Consider the following 18263-nt stretch of genomic DNA (forward strand, 5'->3'; position numbering starts at 1 on the left):
AGGTAAGCAATGTTCGATGAGGGCAAATTGTGCTGGCGTGATCTCCATGTCCAATAGTTTAACCTCCCCAACCACTAGCGTTAACAGGCCCTAAAAAGGCGTGATTAAAGCAACGAACACACGATGCTTTTCAGGCGAACTCCTCAACAGCTCTGTCAGCCAGCTCCGAATGCGCCTTGCTCTGCGATTCGTTCACGGGAAAGTGAATTCGTCGATCGGCTGGTCCCCGTGGGCAGGAGGCGTAGCCTCGCCGCGTCACGTATGAGGACCTGAAGCTATGCGCATCCAGCAACACATCGGCCGTCATGTTGGTCCGTCTGTTTCGCCCGCTCCAGAGGCACCTGTTTCAGTTGAAGATTTTCCCGCTTCCAATGGCTGGCCCATGGGGCTGGGATCGTTAAGACAAGGTTTGCGTAGGAAAAATTCCTCTTCCGTGCACGCGTCCGGGAGGCATACCGGCGGAGATGTCATGGCCGAAATTCAGGAAGCAGAGGCAGTGTACGATGCATTCGTGGTGGCCAGGTATCTTGCCGATCCACTGCATGGCACTGCAGACAATACGGCGGAACTGATCGCTGAATTGCCCAACTCGGGCGAACCGGAACATTCTCCGGAAGCCGACCAACCTGTGCATTCCCACGAGCACACGCCGGGCGATCACACGGCACTGCCGGCAGCAGACCATCAGACTCAGCCTGGTAACGGCGCGGAGCACCCTATGGATCCGCATCCGATCGAGCCTGCAGCGCACGAGAGCATCATGCACACCCTGGCTGAGGAAGGGGCGCCCGGAGGCGTTGCCGATCTGGCAATGAGCTTGGGCATCAGTGGTGCCATGCTGCCGCTCTCTGGCCTTGCGATCTATGCCGCTTACAAGGAAACCCGCGAAGTGACTGAACAACGCGGTGCGCTGCGGCAACGCAAACGTCAACTGGAGTCGGAGAGGGCGTTGCTGCGACCTGCGTTTGGGAGCGGCCCATTGGGTGCAGTTGCAGGCGCTCAGATCCATGCCTTGAGCGAAGCGATCGATACCGTCGCTTACCAACAGCAGCGCAACGCACGTGATGGCGCCATCGCGATGACCTCAATGGCGTCTGCAGGCGTGATCTTTACCAAGGCCACGACAGAGCTCGGCATCCAGGGCGGGCTGGCACTCGGGGCCAAGAACGCAAATGCTGCTGGCTTGATCGGTCACAGCACCGCCGCCGCAGGCGCCGCGTCGGCGGCCGGTATTGCCGGCACATTCGTGTTGGCTCCGCTGGCAAGCGTCGCTGCCACCGCACTGGGCGGTACGTTCCTGCACCAGTCACGCAAGGAAAAAAAACGCGTGGTTGCCGATGTGGCGCGTGTGGAAGACTTCCTGCAACACCTGGAACCGGGCGAACTCAGCCCAGGCGCGCAACGCTACCAGCACTTCTTGAGCATCAAGCTGGCCCAGCGCAGCGGATTCGCCGGCAGCTTCAACAACTGGAACAAGGGCTTTGTCGTTGGCGGCGTCACCTACACGGCCAGCACCTTGACCAAAGCCGGAGTCAGCACCGCAGTCTTGCTTGGTGCAGCCACAGTGGCCGGGCCCGTGGGTACGGGTTTGGTGGTCGGTGCCGGTCTGCTGGGTGCGGTGACGATGGGTGTTGGTGGACACCAGTTCCTGCTGGCGCATGGAAAGCAAAAACGCTATCGCAAGTACGAGGCTGCAGACCTTCCCGGCGTGGATCGGGCATCGCTTGCCGTGGCCGACCTGCTGCCCGCGGCCGAGGCGGGCCTCGCTGCTGTAGCGGGTGGAGAGGACCCGTATGGCGCACCGCCCGTCAGTGACCGTACCCGAGAAGAAGCCTCGGATACCGTCGTAACCACCGATGCTGGCGACCCGCAGGTGTCTGACCACGTCATGCCCGACTCAGCCGGGCACGCAGTGACTGCCCAGTCGGTAGCGAAGAACCGGATATCGCCTGCAGCCGACGACGCGTCGTCGGTGATGGACGCAACTGCTGCCGTTCCGCAGCATGGATTTGAATTGCGCAGCGCCCTGTACGCCTGTATCGACGGTCAGGAAAGAGCACGGGAAGAGCTCTTGCAGGCCTGCGCCAGCGATATGAAGAAACGCTATCGGGCAGTGCCTCGCTCTACCGATCAGAGCCCAGCAACGGGTCAGGCTGCTCACTCGTCCTCGCTTGCGAAGCGAGCCAAGGCAGCGTTTTTTGCAGGGGCGACCTACGGGCGAGCAGTGCTCACTGGCAAACCTCGCGTGGCTGGCGAAAAAGCAGCGCGAAGCTATGCAAAACATACCGATACGTTGACCGAAACAGCGTTGGGTCAGTGGCTGCAAACGCCAGGCTCGGTCAAGCCGCAGATTGCGTACATGCAATCCTGCCTTGAGTTACAAAAGAAATATCTAGACGCAAAGCTGCGGTTGCGGGTGGAACTGCCGGCGGTGAATGCTGCAGGTGGTGCAATCCACCACACGCAAACCATAGCCACCACGGCTAGGCAGGCGCAGGCACGCCTGTCCACGCAACTGCATGAAGCGCGTGAGCGCGAAGGATTTCAGTTGCGATCCGTCAGCCTGATGTTGGAAGAACTGGACATGGCAAACAAGGAACTGGCAAGTGCGGACATTAGAGAAATCCGCCGAGCAGAAAATAGGATGCAGGGGTTGCAACAGCGCCTGATCGGTGCGTTGACCGTAAACGCGATCACACCGCAACCAGGAAGTGCGGGCTTTGCGCATTTCTGCATGAAGCAGGCCAGGCGGCACACTACCGATGTACGCGGTACGTTGCTGGCCACCGAAATGCAGGCCGCGCGCATTCGTGAAGAGGCTGCGGCAGCGGCAACGCCGTCATTCAGCTCTTGAGCGATCAGCAGCCGTGGAGTCGTTGCCAGTGGGATGCACCTGGCGCCACGGCCTGGGGGGGGCTGACAAAACGTGGCGAGCAGTCTTCAGTGTGTGCGGGCGGGCGCTCATAGCCGCAGCGTAGGAGTGGTAGGTACCGATTCGTAGCGAACGCCGTGCCCGCCTGACGGTGAGAGCAGTCGTTCTGTTGGCCTCCTATTCCTTCGGCCTGATCCACACCTGCTCCTGCACACCGCGCACGCTGGGCTTGGCGGTGTTATCCAGATCGAACACCACCACGGCGTTGTCGCCCTTGCGCTGGAACGGGGCCGGGAAATACAGCGCACGTTGCGGGCCGATGGCCCAGTGGCGGCCGAGGTTGACGCCGTTGGCCCAGGTTACGCCCTTGCCGAAGGCGCGCATGTCCAGATAGGTGTCGGTCGGTGTGCCGATGCGCAGCGAGCCGCGATGGAAGGCCGGGCCTGCGACGGGGTTGCGGGTCCAGCCGCGGATGCTGTCGGGCGAGCGCATCGGCAGCGGGAAGGCCTGCCAGCCGGTGAGCTGCCGGTTGTCCAGTAGTACCGGGTCGACCAGCCCGGCGCGGCCGTCGGCCATGCGCGGGCCGTAGTTGATGCGGCCGCTGTTTTCGACCAGCACATCCAGCGTGTGCTGGCCGGCCGGAATATCCACATCGGTGGAGACCTGCTGCAGCCGGCGTTCGACGCTGCCGACCGGCTTCTGGTCGACATACACCCGTGCCACATCGCGCACCTCGCCCAGATACAGCGGCCCCTTGCGCGGGCCGGTGACGGTGGTGCGGTAGAGGATGTAGCCGTAGTCCTGGCCGAAGTGTTCCATCGGCTGCGGGGTGTCGATGGCGATCGGGGCGGGGAGGTTGTCCCATAGCGAGGCCGATTCGCGCAGTTGCGTTTCCGGCAGGGCGGCGATGGCGATCGGCGCCGGCAGCGCCGGCGGCTGTACGCCGGTGACGCGGGCGATGGCATCGCGCATCAATGCGAACTTGGGCGTGGGGCGACCGGCCTCGTCGAGGATGGCGTCGTAGTCGTAGCTGGTGGTCTGCGGGGCGTAATGGTCGCTGGGATTGCCCTGGAAATTGGCACCATTCATGAAGCCGAAACTGGTGCCGCCGATGAACATGTAGAGATTGGCCGAGTGGCCCTGGCGCAGGATCCACTCGAATTCTTCGGTCTGTTGCTTGGCATCGGTGCTGGCGTGCGGTTTGCCCCAATGGTCGAACCAGCCGGCCCAGTATTCGCCGACCATGCGCGGTTGGTCGGGACGGAACTTGATCAGTTTGTCGAACGCGCTCCTGGCCTCGCCGGGGGCGAAGTTCACCACCGCCAGGGTGTCCGGCAAGGTGCCGTTGGCGAGCATGTCGGCACCGTCGGAGGTGAACAGCAAGGCGTCGTCGAAGCCGGCCTTGACGTACATGGCGCGGTTGTCGGCCATGTAGGCATGGTCGTCGTCGTAGGAGCCGTATTCGTTCTCCACCTGCACGGCGATGATCGGCCCGCCGTTGTGATTGAGCAGCGGTCGCACCTGTTGGGACACGGCATCCAGATAGGCCTGGCTGGCGGCGAGGAAGCGCGGGTCGCGGCTGCGTACACGGATGTTGTCCTTGCCGAACAACCAGGCGGGGTAGCCGCCGGCTTCCCACTCGGCGCAGGTGTAGGGGCCGGGCCGCAGGATCACGTTGAGGCCTTGCGCGGCGGCCTCGCGTACGAATGCGGCCACATCGTTGTTGCCGGCAAAATCGAACTGGCCTTGTTGCGGTTCGACCAGATTCCAGAATACGTAGGTCTCCACCGTGTTCAGGCCGAGTGCGCGTGCCTTCTGCAGGCGGTCTTTCCAGTAGTCACGCGGGATGCGCTGGAAATGGATGGCGCCGGAGAGCAGTTGATAGGGCTTGCCGTCGCGCACGAACTGCGTGCCCTGGGTGCCGAAGCTGGGCCAGCGTTCGGTGTCTGCGGCTGCGCCGGTGATAGGAAGCGCAAACGCGAGGGCCAGGACGAGCGGTGCAAGGGTGGTGCGCAACATGAGCGATTCTCGGCGGTAGCGAATGACTGGTGATGGCGGTGGATGGGGCGTTGGGTGGATCGGTGTTGGTGGTGTCCCTCATCCGCCCTTCGGGCACCTTCTCCCGCTTGCGGGAGAAGGGGGGCTTGCGGGAGAAGGGAAGCTTGCGGTAGCTGTCATGGTCAAGCTGCCACCGCGATGCGTTCGCTAGGCGAACGAGGGCGGGAGATCCTCCTTGTTGGCACCGAAGCTCAGATTGGGCGTGGACCCCATCTCGAACTCCAAGATGCCGCCTGCGGCAAGATCGGCATGGCGCAACCAGGAGCGGTTGGTCGGTGTGCCGTTCCAGCTCAGCGACTGCACATACACGTTCTGCGCGCTGCTGTTGTTGGCGACGATACGCAGCGTGCGGCCGTTGCCGACATCGAGTTCTGCGCGCTTGAACAGCGGGCTGCCGAGGACATAGTTGCCGCTGACCGGGTCCACCGCATACAGCCCGAGCGCGCCGAGTACGAACCAGGCGCTCATCTGCCCGCAATCCTCGTTGCCGGACAGGCCATTGCGCGCGTCGTGGTATTGCTCGCGCAGCAGCCGGCGCACCATTGCCTGGGTCTTGTACGGCTGGCCGGCGTAGGCAAACAGATACGCGACGTGATGGCTGGGCTCGTTGCCGTGCGCGTACTGGCCGACCAGGCCGTCGATATCCGGTGGCGCATCGGCGGGCAGTTCGGAGCCGGTGGAAAACAGCTCGTCGAGCTTGGCGACGAAGCCGTCGCGGCCGCCGTACAGGTCCATGTAACCGTACAGATCGTGCTGGTTGAGGAAGCTGGCCTGCCAGGCGTTGGACTCGGTGAAATCGCGCCATTTGCTGATATGGCCCATGCCGCGCGGGTCGAACGGCGTGGCCCAGCTGCCGTCCTCCAGACGCGCCTGCACGAAGCCGCTATCGCGATTGAACACATTGCGGTAGTTGCGCGAGCGCTCGCGCAGTGCGCGTGCATCGTCGGTGGCACCGGCGGCCTGCGCCAGATGCGCGCAGGCCCAGTCGTCGTAGGCGTATTCCAGCGTGCGGCTGACCGCTTCGTCCACCTTGTCGGCGGGGATGTAGCCGAGCTTGCGGTAGTACGCCAGGCCATGGGTGGTGTCGTCCATGGCGCGCTTGCGGTAGGCCGGCCAGGCGGCCTTGTAGTCGATGCCGGTGAAACCCTTGGCATGCGCCTCGGCCAGCACCACCGCCGAGTGATAGCCGATCATGCAGCCGGTTTCCACGCCTTGCAGCGGCCAGATGCCCACGCCGTCCGGGCATTCGTTGGCGCCGCGCACCAGGCATTGCAGCAGGTCCGGTACGCGCTCGGGCTGCACCAGGGTGAGCAGCGGATGCGCGGCGCGGTAGGTGTCCCACAGCGAGTAGGTGCTGTAGTTGTGATAGCCCTTGGGTGCGGTGTGGATCTGCAGGTCCATGCCGCGGTAGCGGCCATCCACGTCGCTGAAAAGGGTGGGCGCGAGCAGGCTGTGATACAGGCCGGTGTAGAAGATGCGGCGTTGTGCGTCGTCGTCGCTGTCGATGCGTACGCGTGCCAGTTCCTTTTCCCAGGCGGCCACGGCTTGTGCGTGCACGCGGGCGAAGTCGAAGTCGGGCAGTTCCGCATCCAGGTTGGCCAGCGCATTGTCGGCGCTGACCGCCGAGATGCCGACCTTGATCAGCAGCGGTGCGTCTGAGGCATCTGGGTAGTGCAGGGCGGCCTTGAGGTGCACGCCGTCCACGCTGCGAGTGCCTGCGGCCAGCGGTTGGTCTTCGTTGTACAGCTGCACCTGCTTGAACGGCCGCGACAGCCGCATGGCGAAATAGATGTAGCGCCCCTGCGCCCATTGATGGACGCGCCGGCCACCGGTGAGGGTGCGGTCGTCGACCACGCGCAGTTGCGCGTCGGTGATGCGGGTGGGGATGCCGGGTTTGTCCTGCATGCCGTGGCACAGGTCCAGCAGCACATGCGCCGGCTTGCCCTTGGGAAAGTGGTAGCGGTGCAGGCCGGCGCGCGCGGTGGCGGTGAGTTCGGCATGTACGCCGCTGTCCTTGAGCCGCACGCGGTAGTAGCCGGGCGAGGCGGCTTCGTCGGCATGGTCGTAGCGCGAGCGGTAGCCGCGGTCCGGTGCGTCGAGGGCGCCGGGCACCAGCTTCACTTCGCCGGTGGCGGGCACCAGCAGGAAGTCCAGCATGTCGCCGATACCGGTACCGGACAGATGCGTGTGCGAAAAGCCCATGATCGAGCCATCGGACTCGTGATAGCCCGAGCACGAATCCCACACTGCGTTATAGGTGTCGGGGCTGAGCTGCACCATGCCGAACGGCAGCGTGGCACCGGGAAAGGTATGGCCATGGCCGCCGGTGCCGATGAACACATCCACATGCCGGGTGAGCTCGGCGCGGGTGCGCGCATCGGCCGGGAGCGCGTAGTTGCCGGCGCGCGCGCGCGCCAGGCCGGGCAGGCCGACGCTGCCGAACAGGGCTGCGGCGATGGCGCCTTGGAGAAAACCGCGTCGTGTTGCCATGGTGATGTGCTCTTGGATGTCACGAAGTGGGGCGGGCCGTACCCTCATCCGCCCTTCGGGCACCTTCTCCCGGCGGGAGAAGGGAAGATCAAGCGCTCTGCAGTTCCGCGTTGCAAGGGCAGGCCCTTCGCAAAATCAGGCGCTGCGCAGCAGCTGGGGTTTGCGTTGGTGCAGGTCGATGATCAGTTCGCCGAACAAGGTGTTGGCCCAGGCGAACCAGTCGCGGGTGAAGCTGCCTGGGTTGTCCTTGTCGAAGGCCTCGTGCATGAAGCCGGTGCCGGCATGGGTGGTCTTCAGCCACTGCAGGCATTGCCGCAGTTGTGCGTCGTCGTCGCTGACCAGGGCGTACTGGATGATCGACATCGGCCAGATCGTGCCCATGCCGCTGTGCGGGCTGCCGACGCCTTCGGCCGCGCTGCCGCGCGAGAAATACGGGTTGCGTTCGCTCCAGGCCAGCTGGCGCGTGCGCAGGAACACCGGGTCGGCGCGGTCGCAGCAGCCCAGGTAGGCCAGGCTGAGCAGGCCGGGGGCGTTGGCGTCGTCGATGAACAACTGGTTGCCGTAGCCATCCACCTCGAATGCCCAGTAGGCCTGCCCATCGGCATCGCGCTGCTGGCCGAACTTGTGTGTCGCCGCTTCCACTTCGTCGGCCAGCGCGGTGCAGTCGGCGGCGAACCCGGCATCGCGATGCAGGGCCGTGCTCATCGTCGCCAGCTGGCGCAGCGAGGCCACCGCGAACAGGTTGGCCGGCACGAACAACGGATACACGCAGGCATCGTCGGAGGGGCGGAACATCGAGTGGATCATGCCGTTGGGCTTGGTCGGCTGGCCGTAGCCTTCCAGCACCAGGGTCTCGGTCGCCAGCGGCGAGGGGCGCTGGAACACGTAGGGGCCGCGGTCGTCCTTGCGCTGTTGCTCGCGGAAGGTTCTGACCACCACCTGCATCGCCGCGCGCCAGTCGTCGTCGAACGGGGCGGCATCGCCGGTGGCGCGCCAGTATTCGTGCGCGATGCGGATCGGGTAGCACAGCGAATCGATTTCCCACTTGCGCTCGCCTACGCCGGGCTTCATCTCGGTGATGTCGTTGAGCGACCACTTCAGGCGCTGGGTCTGGCCATCGGGCAGGAAGGCGTTGGCGTACGGGTCGAGCCGGATGCAGGCGGCCTGGCGCTGGATCAGGCCATGGAACATGCGCCGCAAGGCAGGGTCGCGCCTGGCCAGCGGCACATACGGGTGCACCTGGGCGGAGGAGTCGCGCAGCCACATCGCATGGATGTCGCCGGTGATGACGAAGGTGTCCGGCTTGCCGTTGCGGGTGCCGGTTTCCACCGTGGTGTCCAGCGTGTTGGGGTAGCAGTTCTCGAACAGCCAGGCCAGCTCGGGGTCGGCGATGCGCGCCTTGATCTGCACGATCTGCCGCTCGACCGCCGTGCTGACGAAGCGGCGCTGCGCCTTGGGCGGGCGCTTGCTGACGAAGTTGCCGGCAGCCGTGGAGGTGCCGGCAACGGGGGCGGCGAAGGCGGGCAGTGCGCCGGCGAGCAGGCCGGCGCCCGCGCTGGCGCCCAGCAACTGGAGGATGTCGCGGCGGGTGTGCATGACCTGGAGCTCCCTGGAATTTCAGCAAGCGGTCGACGCAGCGGACATCCTTGCAGCGGCGGCATCACGTGCCGGGCCGATGATGAGACCTATGCATGACCAATTCCCGATGACCATACAACGTGTGCGCCGAATGTGCATAGTGCGCCCGCACAATTCGGCGCCGTACGCGTGGGCTGCGGCCATGGCGAAGTGGCCGGTCCGCGTCCTCCGCGGTCGCGCGGCACCGGCTTTCAACCGGCCGCATGCCCGCGCCACTGCGCCGGTCCCGCGCAGTGGCCATCGTCGTGCGCATGTCCGAACAGTTCGTCCAGCAGCCGCCGCGATGGGCTCCACTCGCCGATGGCGGGGTGGATCAGCATGGCCTTGCAGGCATCCAGATGGTTGCCGCTCAGCGCCGCCTCGATCGCCGCATGCTCGTACGCCTTGAACGTGTGCACCAGTCCCTTTACGGCGCTGGGCAGCGGCGCGGCCGGGATCGGCACGATGCGGTCGCGGTCGATGTCCGAAGCGATTTCCACGATGTCGTCGTCGGCCAGTTCGGCCAGCGCGCCCTGGTTGCGCACGTTGACCACGTGCCGGCTGGGGCGGGCGCCGGTCAGCGCGCTCATTACGTCCACCGCGATGCGGTGATAGCCGGTGCTGGCACGGAACGGGTCCGGCTGCGGCGCCAGATCCGGCGCGAACGCCGAGCCGGCCTCGGCCTCCAGCTTCATGTACGAGCCGGAGCGCTGCGCCAGGTAGGCTCCATAGGTCTGCACCGCGCCGGCGGTGTCGCCAGCCTCCAGGCGGCTGCGCAGGTCGCCGATCAGACTGCGGTTGAGTCGTTCGATCTCGCCACCGCGGCTGGCCCCGCTGGCGCGCTGGTTGTCCAGGGCGCGGCGGCGTTCGTAGAAGAAGTACAGGTACTCGGTGGGAATCAGCCGCAGCGCGCGCAGCATGTCGAAGTCGAACAACGGCGCCAGGTACAGCTGGCGCAGGATGGCGTCGTCGGCGAGCACGCGGTCGAGGATGTCCACGCCGCGCAGGCGCACCGCGCGGATCCAGCCCAGATGATTGAGGCCGACGTAGTCGCATTCCACCTCTTCGGCCGGCTCGCCGAGCGCGCGCGCGATGTTGTGGAACAGCTCCACCGGCGTGTCGCAGATGCCGACCACGCGCGCGCGGGTGTGCGCGCAGATGGCCTGGGTGATCAGCCCGGCCGGATTGGTGAAGCTGACCAACCAGGCGTCCGGGCTCAGGCGCTCGATCAGGCGCGCCTGTTCGATCGCCACCGGCACCGTGCGCAAGGCCTTGGCCACGCCGCCGGGGCCGGTGGTTTCCTGGCCGGAATAACCGTGGCGGATGATGGTCTGCTCGTCGGAGGCGCGCTGGGCGATACCGCCGACGCGGATGCTGTTGAGCACGAAGTGCGCGCCTTCGATCGCCGCTTCCAGCGAGGGCGCGGCGTGCACCTGCAACGCGCCGCCGGACTCGGCGACGATGGCGCGGCCCATCGCCACCATCAGCGCCAGGCGCTCCTGGTCGGGGTCGTACAGCACGATGTCGCGCGCACCCAGCGCTTCGGCGGCCTCGTTGACGCCGTACACCACCAACGGCGTGCGGACGCCGCCGCCGCCGATCAGGGTCAGCTTGCGATTGTCGACAGAAGTGCTCATGGAACGTCCTCGTATGTGGGGGGAGATAAGAGAAAAAGGCCGCCGAGCGCGCCGAGCGCGCTGCAGCAGGCTGCGCCGGCATGGCAGCCGTGCTGTGCGCTCTCGTCCAGCGACAGGCCGCGCAGCTGGGTGGCCAGAAAGCCGGCATCGAAGGCATCGCCGGCACCGGTGGTGTCGCGCACCGGCACGATGGGCGCGGCGATCGGGCGTGCGCCGTTGTGGTCGATCACCATGGCGCCCGCCGCGCCGCGCTTGATCACCGCCTGCCGCAGGCCAAGCGCGCGCGCCCACGCCAGGCAGGCATCGGCACCATCGCCGCAGCCCATCAGCGCGGCCTCTTTCTGGTTCGGCAGGAACCAGGTCACTGCGCGGCAGGTGGCGTGGTTGGCCGGGTCGGTGAGCCAGGCCGGGCTGAAGCCCACATCCAGCGAGGTGGTGCAGCCGGCGTTTGCCAGCGGCGGCAACACGACGGCAGCCAACGCGGCCGGCAACGGCATTGCGAAATGCACATGCCGGGCCGCGCACATCGCGGCAATGGATTGCTCGCGCAGCAGCAGCGTGCCCAACCCGGCATTGGCGCCGACATAGGTGAAGAACGAGCGGTCCTCCTGTAACGACACGCTGGTGGTCACGCCGGTGCCGGCTTCCGAATCGACCAGCCCGTCGGCCGAGACACCGAACTCGCCCAGACGCTGGGCGAACAGCGCACGGTCCTGCGCACCGATCGCACCGAGCACGCGCACGCTGCAGCCCAGCCGCGCCAGCGCGCAGGCGGTGATGACGGTGCCGCCGCCGAGCTCACGCGTGTAATGGCGCGCAAGCGCTTCTTCGCCCGGTGCCGGCCAGCATTCGAAGCCGCTGAAGATGTGGTCCAGATAGACCTCGCCGATCACCACGAGTTGCGCGGTGTTCACTGCTGGAACGGCCATGCGCGCTGCCTCCGTGCCTGGATCAGATACAAGGCGCTGCCCGCGCACAGCGCCACCACGGCGGCGAGCAGGCGGTGTCCCGGGCTGGTCGCCAGCAGGTACAGCCAGCCGGCCACGCTGATCAGCAACGGCCATGGATACAGCGGCATCGCGAAGGCGCGCCGACGTCGCCTGCGTCGCAGCAGCACCACCGCCAGGCATTGCGCCAGAAACTGGAACAGGATCTGGATGATCATCAAGGTGGCGATCAGATCGTCCAGCGACAGCAGGCAGGCCAGCGCCGAGGTCGCACCGACGAACAGCAGCGACACGGTCGGAAAGCCGCCGCGCGGATGCAGCCGCGCGAATACGCCGAAGAACTGCCCGGCCGCCGCCGCCGCATACGGCACCCGCGAATACCCCAACTGCACCACCAGCGCCGAGCCCCAGCTGGCCAGCACGATCAGCGCCACCGCCACGGTGCTGCCGATGGGCCCGTAGATGGCCTGCATGAAGTCGGCCATCACCGCCTTGGAGTGCGCCGCCTGCTGCCAGGGCAGCACACCGAGCAAGGTGATGTTGAGGCCCAGATACAGCAGCGCCACGAGCGGGATCGAGATCAGCACCGCGCGCGGAATCGTGCGGCGCGGCTTGCGGATTTCGCCGCCCAGCATGCACACGTTGTTGTAGCCGCCGTAGTCGTAGACCGCGATCAAGGCCACTGCACCGAAGCCCAGCCAGAATCCGTGCGGCGACGCCGGGCGGGCGTGCAAGAACGCCGAGGCGATGCCGACGTCGAAATGCAGCACGCCACTAACGATGATCCACCCGCAGGCGCCGATCACCACGGCACTGACCAGCAACGACAGCAGTTGCACCGAGCGCACCTTGCGATACAGCAGCAGCGTGTTGAACGCGCACAAGGCCATCGCGACCGCAGTGAGCTGCGTATGGCCCAGCCCCGGCAGCAGGAACGCCAGGTACTGCACGCAACCGACCGCCGCCGAGCCCACCGACAACGGCGCGGTCAGCAGCGTCTGCCACAGATACAGAAAACCGAACAGCCGCCCCCAGCGTTCGCGCCCGTACGCCTCGCGCAGATAGTGGTACGGCCCGCCCGAGCGCGGGATCGCCGCGCCCAGTTCGGCCCACACCAGGCCATCGCACAGGCAGAGCAGCGCGCCGGCGACCCAACCGGCCAGCACCGCCGGCCCGGCCAGTGCCGACAAGGCCAGCGGGATGGTGATGAACGGCCCGATGCCGATCATGTTGAGCAGGTTGGCCGACAGCGCGCTCCAGAAACCGAGCGTGCGCGGTGGTGCGGCGGCAGATGTGGACGATGGCACCAACACCGATGGGCTCAGCATGTGCCGTACGCCGCATGCGTGTTGCGTGCTGCGGTGGCTGCACCATGTGCAGTGCGCATGTTGTCGGCACAATGGATGACGGTGGCTTCCAGTAGATGCAGATCCAGCACCAGCACTGCGTTATTGCCTTTGCGCAGCCACGCGCCGGGGCAGAACAGGCACTGTTGCGGCCCGATGTTCCAGTAACGCCCCAGCAGGCGTCCATTGACCCACAGATAGCCTTTGCGCCATTGGTGCATGTCCAGGTACACGTCGCCGACCGTGTCCAGCGCGATGTCTGCCGCAAAGAACAGGCCGGGGCGCGTGGCTGGACCCTGCAGTGGGCGCAATATCGGCACGCTGTCCTCATCCAGTGCGATGCCATGCACCTGCCACTCGCGCAGCTCGTTGCCATCCAGCTGCACCGGGCCGAGCAGGCCCTTGGCATCGCCCAGTGCCGGGCCGAAATTGATATGGCCAAAGGTGTCGACCAGCACGTCGAGCTGGCGTTGCTGGGCGGCGGCGTTCGGCAATGCGAGTTGCGCTGCACTGTTGAGGTGCGCATGCCGCATGCGCGACACATGGCCGATCTCGCGGCCATCCAGGTGCACGGCGGCGTAGTCGTGCATCTGGCCCAGATCCAGTTGCGTGCCGGCAGCAATGCGGCGCCGATAGAGCACCAGGCCCAGGTTCTGCTTCAGCAGGGTCTGGTTGTCGGTGGGGCGATCGGTATGCACGGGCCGGTCGCCGAGGTTGTCCCAGAGCGAAGCGACCGGGGTTGCGGTGACCGAATCGAAGCGCGCGCGCGCGGGTGCCGCCGGAATCGCTGGCAGCGCGCCGCTGCTGTGCTGGGCAATGATGGTGCGCAGTGCCAGATAGGCCGGGGTGGCGCGACCGCCTTCGTCGACCGGTGCGCTGTAGTCGTAGCTGGTGATCGCAGGCTGGAATTGCGACCCATCGTCTTCGGCATTGGCGCCGGCGCTCAGCCCGAAATTGCTGCCGCCATGCACCACATACAGATTGAACGAGTAGCCGGCCGTCATCAGCTGTTGCAGCATCGGTGCGTAGTCGCGGCGTGCCACATCGGCATCGCCCCAATGCGTCAACCAGCCTGGATAGCCCTCGGCCACCCACACCGGAGCGTCGCCTGCGGTGGTTCTGGCCTCCTGCAATTCGGGCAGATCCGCACCATCCAGACCCAGCGCCGCGCCGGGCAGATAGGCCTTGCGTCGGCGCAGATCCTTCATGCCCTCGGCCAATGAAAACGGACCATCGATGCCGTGCTGGCGCCATAGCGCGGCCACTGCCTGCAGGTAGCCCAGGTCGCTGCCGTGCATGCTGTATTCGTTCTCGATCTGCAGCATCAGCACCGGTCCGCCGGCACTGGCCATCAACGGGGCGATGCGCGGCGCCACGGCGGCGATGTAGCGCTGCACCGCCGCCATGTAGCGCGCGTCGCCGGCGTCGCGCAGGCGCATGCCCGGCTCGCGCAACAGATACGGCGGCAGCCCGCCCAGCGTCCACTCGGCGCAGACATACGGGCCGGGGCGCAGATACACCCATAGCCCTTCCTGCTGGCACAGCCTGATGAAGGCAACTAAATCGCGTTCGCCGGTGTCGAAATCGAACTGCCCCGGCTCGCGTTCGTATGCATTCCACATCAGGTACAGCGCGATGGTGTTCAGGCCCAGTGCCTTGGCCATGCGGATGCGATGCAGCCAGTCCGCACGGGCGATGCGCAGCGGATGCATCTCGCCGCTGCGGATTTGCCACGGCTGCCGGTCCAGCACGAACTGGCCGCGCTCGAAGCCGAACGCATGCGGCCGTCCATCCGGCAGCGGCGCATGCAGCGACGGCAGCGCCGGCGCGGCCGCCAGACCGAACGGTGCGAGCAGGCCGAACGTACACAGACTCCTGCGTTTCATCGCTGCTCCAGGGAGTGATAAGGAATCGCTGCGTTGCGCCGCGCAGTGAGTACGCCACGCGCCGCTAGAACGCGTACTTGACCGTGAACAAGGCGGTGCTGCCGGCATCGACGATGTCGGAGATCGCCAGGTTGTTGCGGCCCACATGCGCCCAGTAGCTGTATTCCTTGGTCAGGTTGGAGATCGACAGGTCCATGCTCACGCCGTTGTCGAAGCGGTAGCCGGTGTGCAGATCCACGCGCCGGGTCGGGCGTGCCCACAGGTCGTTCCAGGGCGCGCCTTCGTGCAGGAAGTCGTAGCCCAGCAGGTACGAGCTGCTGAAGTGGTAGCTCAGGTTCAACGAGAACCCGTTGTGCTCGTAGAACAACTCCAGGTTGGCCATCGCCGACGGCGCCGATTGCATGTGTTCGTTGTCGAAGCCAGCCAGGCCCAGATCGGCGCGCGCATGCTGGCGGGTGGCGTTGGCGCTGATGCCCAGGCCGTCGAAGGGCGCGGGCAGATCCTGGAACCTCTGCCGCGCGCTGAGTTCCACGCCGTAGATCTTGCCGTCGCCGCCGTTGGTGGGCATGTGGTACAGCACCGTGCCGCTGCCGGTGGTGTTGCCATTGGCCTGGGCCGAGCCGGCATCGTAGATGTAGTTGCGCAGCTGCTTGTAGAAGCCGGCCAGCGAGAAGAAGCCGCCGCGCTCGGTGGACCATTCGCCGGACAGATCCAGGTTGGTGGATTCGATCGGCTTCAGGTCGGGATTGCCCTGGGTGATGGTGGTGACGCCATTGGAGATGTCGATCTGGCTGCCGCCGCCCAGTTGCACGAAGGCCGGCCGGGTATAGCTGGTCCACAGCGAGGCGCGGTACGCGGTGCGCAGGTCCGGCCGCCAGGTCAGGAACACGCTGGGTAGCGGCTCGTTGTAGGAGGTGTGGTTGTGGTCGAAGTAGCCGACGATCTCGTTGCCGTCCGCATCCACCGGGCTCACCCAGAAGGTATTGTCGATCCCGGTGTGTTCGAAGCGCACGCCCGGCACGATATCCAGGTTGCCGACAGTGAAGGTGGCAGTGGCATAGGCGGCGCTGACCGCCTCGGTGCCGCGCATGGTGTTGCAGTTGAAGTTGTTGACGTAGAACGCGCTGCCGCAGGTGTCCAGATCGTCGTCGGTGAGGTGTTGCGCGATCACCCCGGCCACCGCCGCTTCGCTCACCCTTGGTGTATTCCAGTCGTATTTGCCGGGAAAGATCGAGGCATAGGTGCCGCTGAAGATGCCCAGATCGCCTAACGTGGTGGTGCCGTCCACGCCGCCGGTATACCAGTCGCGATTGGTGTAGCGGCGGCTGCTCTTGCTGTACTTCACTCCGAACTGCACTGACCGCAGCGCGCCATCTTCGAAATCGTAGCGGGTGTCGAAACGCGCGCCGCCCTTCTTCTGGCCCGAGTAGATCTTGGTCTGCTCGCCATAGCTGCTGGCGTACAACGCCGGGATGTTGTTGACCTGCGCCTGCAGCGCGGGCGTGAGTTGCGGGTAGGGGAATGCACCGCCGCCGTAGCGCACGAAGCTGTTGCCGGAGTAGGCGTAGTTGTCCTGGCTGAACTTGTCTTCGCGCCCGTCGATTTCGACATGGTCGGGGCGGTCGTTATTGCCGAAGCTGTAGAACAGGTTGGGCATGAAGGTCCAGCCGCCGGCGGTCTTTTTGGCGCCGATCTGGAAGGTGGCCAGGTCGGCGACTTCCGGGTTGGTCTCGTACCAGAAGCGCGAAGCGATGCGGCCGATATTCGGGGTGAACACGCCCGGCGTGCCGGTGGGCACGTAGCTCACATCCTGCGGCAGCAACTGCACGAAGGTGGTGCCTTGCTCGGTCTTGGCATAGGCGTAGGTCATGCGCGCATACAGCGACAGGCTGTCGTCCACATGCCAGTCGAACGAGGCGTTGCCACCATAGCGGCGCTCCCAGCCGGCGGCGATACCGACGTTCATGCCGGTGCTGGTGAGGTTGTGTTGCGGATCGAAACCGGCCGCGTTGCGACCTTCGGCATCGGTGTTCAGGTATTCCCAGGAGCCATCGTTGAGTGCGCTGGTGGCCGCGGCCACCTCGCTGTTGGTGGTAGTGCGGTAGTCGTAGTACGCGCTGGCATAGACGCCGAATTGCTGCGCCTCACCGAACTTGTGCTGGAACTCGCCGCCGAAGCCGCCGCCCAGGCCATCGCCACCGTAATCGCGCGCGCGGCTTTCCACCCGGCCGCTGCCGGTGACGCTGCCGCTGCTGATGTCCTTGAAGTCGTAGGCGGTGGGCGCGCGGAAATCCAGCGTGCCGCCGATCGCATCGCCGTCCATGTCGGCGGTGGAGGTCTTGTTGGCGACGATGGTCTGCAGGCCGGTGGGCGGCAACAGGCTCAGTTGCACGCTGCGGCTGTACGGCATGCCTTGCGCCACGGTGACGCCGTCGATCATGTTGACGTTGTATTCGGACGGTAGCCCGCGCACCGAGGCGAACATGCCTTCGCCACGCGCGGCGCCATCGATGCCGCCGAAATAGCCCGAGCCGGTGCTGGTAATGTTGATGCCGGCGATCAGCCCCAGCGCTTCGGCCACATTGTGCACGGCGGTGCGTTGCAGGTCGTTGGCCGACAGCACGTCCACCGTGTTGGCGGCGTTGATCTTCAGGTCGCTGGCGTCGTAGCGATTGCTCACCACGCTGACCGCCTTCAGTTGCTTGACCTCCTCCAGCGCGATGGCCACCGATGCCGTGCCGCTGTCGCCGACCTGCACACTGGTCTCGGCGGCGCTGAAGCCAGGGTAGTCCAGAGCTAGCGCGTAATGCCCGGCAGGCACATCGCGGATGACGAAGTGCCCGCGCGCATCGGCCACCGCGTTATAGGACGTGCCGGCAATGCGTACCTTCGCATTGCCGGCGGGCTTGCCGCTGTTGCCTTCCTTGAGGTCTCCCTCCACGGTGCCGGCCACTGCGGCTGCGGCAGACGCCATGCCGGTCACGGTCAGGATTGCCACGACCCACTGCTTGCCGTTCGAACGCTCACGCTTTGCCACGTGCCACCTCGCCAGATGCTGGGCAGCGTTGCCGACGGCAACGCCTTGCCGATGCCTTGCTCTTGGGCAGACGGTTGCACGGCGATGCGCGCACGGCACGGCACAGCACGCGATCAACGCGTGTGCGGGTTACCGAACGGCAGTGGCGCCGGAGCGTCTGCCAGCTGGGACAGCCATGCAGGCGTCAGTGGCGGGGCGGGGAGTACCCGGCAATGCACTTGGAGCGCGAGCGCATTGCGCTCAACTTGTAATGCTTGGTCATGACGGCTGCACCAGCGTGACGACAGCACCGCAAGCGCCGATGCGATGCACTGCATGAGCGGCGACAGATACGCGCTGGTCGGTACGACGATGCTGCATCCAACCATCTCCC

The 18263-nt window shown here is 65.8% G+C and carries 9 protein-coding genes; 1 reads left to right on the forward strand and 8 read right to left on the reverse strand.

Annotated features, from left to right (window positions below):
• Positions 1 to 277: 277 nt before the first annotated feature.
• Entirely contained in the window at positions 278 to 2854 is a 2577-nt protein-coding gene (gene xopK, locus XarbCFBP7408_RS01620; RefSeq protein WP_308632329.1) for a type III secretion system effector XopK, read from the forward strand.
• A 195-nt stretch (positions 2855 to 3049) separates the two neighbouring features.
• On the opposite strand, the gene XarbCFBP7408_RS01630 is transcribed toward xopK, so the two are convergent.
• The 8 genes from XarbCFBP7408_RS01630 to XarbCFBP7408_RS01665 form a co-directional block, all read right to left on the reverse strand.
• Positions 3050 to 4891 carry a glycoside hydrolase family 35 protein gene (locus tag XarbCFBP7408_RS01630; RefSeq protein WP_104560797.1) on the reverse strand — a complete coding sequence of 614 codons (1842 nt, stop codon included), beginning with the start codon at positions 4889 to 4891 and terminating at the stop codon, positions 3050 to 3052.
• Between the two features lie 186 nt (positions 4892 to 5077).
• Positions 5078 to 7420, reverse strand: coding sequence for a GH92 family glycosyl hydrolase (locus XarbCFBP7408_RS01635; RefSeq protein WP_104560799.1), 2343 nt, complete (start codon positions 7418 to 7420; stop codon positions 5078 to 5080).
• A 135-nt stretch (positions 7421 to 7555) separates the two neighbouring features.
• Entirely contained in the window at positions 7556 to 9016 is a 1461-nt protein-coding gene (locus tag XarbCFBP7408_RS01640) for a glycoside hydrolase family 125 protein (RefSeq protein WP_104560801.1), read from the reverse strand.
• Between the two features lie 233 nt (positions 9017 to 9249).
• Positions 9250 to 10674 (reverse strand): 6-phospho-beta-glucosidase, encoded by a 1425-nt coding sequence (locus XarbCFBP7408_RS01645; protein WP_104560803.1) that lies wholly within the window; start codon positions 10672 to 10674, stop codon positions 9250 to 9252.
• The gene (locus XarbCFBP7408_RS01650; protein ID WP_181106803.1) at positions 10671 to 11603 is read right to left on the reverse strand and encodes a carbohydrate kinase family protein; all 933 of its coding nucleotides are present in this window, start codon (positions 11601 to 11603) and stop codon (positions 10671 to 10673) included. The genes XarbCFBP7408_RS01645 and XarbCFBP7408_RS01650 overlap by 4 nt, the downstream gene beginning before the upstream one ends.
• Entirely contained in the window at positions 11585 to 12949 is a 1365-nt protein-coding gene (locus tag XarbCFBP7408_RS01655) for an APC family permease (protein WP_104560807.1), read from the reverse strand. Before XarbCFBP7408_RS01655 ends, XarbCFBP7408_RS01650 begins: the two co-directional genes overlap by 19 nt.
• On the reverse strand, positions 12943 to 14853 hold the full coding sequence (locus tag XarbCFBP7408_RS01660; RefSeq protein ID WP_104560809.1) for a beta-galactosidase: 1911 nt from the start codon (positions 14851 to 14853) through the stop codon (positions 12943 to 12945). Before XarbCFBP7408_RS01660 ends, XarbCFBP7408_RS01655 begins: the two co-directional genes overlap by 7 nt.
• A gap of 64 nt (positions 14854 to 14917) precedes the next feature.
• Complete coding sequence (locus XarbCFBP7408_RS01665; protein ID WP_429001406.1) at positions 14918 to 17827, reverse strand: TonB-dependent receptor; 2910 nt, start codon at positions 17825 to 17827, stop codon at positions 14918 to 14920.
• Positions 17828 to 18263: the final 436 nt, after the last annotated feature.

Source organism: Xanthomonas arboricola pv. guizotiae (assembly GCF_002940205.1).
Classification (GTDB): Bacteria; Pseudomonadota; Gammaproteobacteria; order Xanthomonadales; family Xanthomonadaceae; genus Xanthomonas; species Xanthomonas arboricola_C.

What these genes read in the sequence shown, in the direction of transcription:
- xopK (WP_308632329.1), top strand. Translation starts at nt 278, where the DNA reads ATGCGCATCCAGCAACACATCGGCCGTCATGTTGGTCCGTCTGTTTCG.
- XarbCFBP7408_RS01630 (WP_104560797.1), bottom strand. Translation starts at nt 4,891, where the DNA reads ATGTTGCGCACCACCCTTGCACCGCTCGTCCTGGCCCTCGCGTTTGCG.
- XarbCFBP7408_RS01635 (WP_104560799.1), bottom strand. Translation starts at nt 7,420, where the DNA reads ATGGCAACACGACGCGGTTTTCTCCAAGGCGCCATCGCCGCAGCCCTG.
- XarbCFBP7408_RS01640 (WP_104560801.1), bottom strand. Translation starts at nt 9,016, where the DNA reads ATGCACACCCGCCGCGACATCCTCCAGTTGCTGGGCGCCAGCGCGGGC.
- XarbCFBP7408_RS01645 (WP_104560803.1), bottom strand. Translation starts at nt 10,674, where the DNA reads ATGAGCACTTCTGTCGACAATCGCAAGCTGACCCTGATCGGCGGCGGC.
- XarbCFBP7408_RS01650 (WP_181106803.1), bottom strand. Translation starts at nt 11,603, where the DNA reads ATGGCCGTTCCAGCAGTGAACACCGCGCAACTCGTGGTGATCGGCGAG.
- XarbCFBP7408_RS01655 (WP_104560807.1), bottom strand. Translation starts at nt 12,949, where the DNA reads ATGCTGAGCCCATCGGTGTTGGTGCCATCGTCCACATCTGCCGCCGCA.
- XarbCFBP7408_RS01660 (WP_104560809.1), bottom strand. Translation starts at nt 14,853, where the DNA reads ATGAAACGCAGGAGTCTGTGTACGTTCGGCCTGCTCGCACCGTTCGGT.
- XarbCFBP7408_RS01665 (WP_429001406.1), bottom strand. Translation starts at nt 17,827, where the DNA reads ATGGCGTCTGCCGCAGCCGCAGTGGCCGGCACCGTGGAGGGAGACCTC.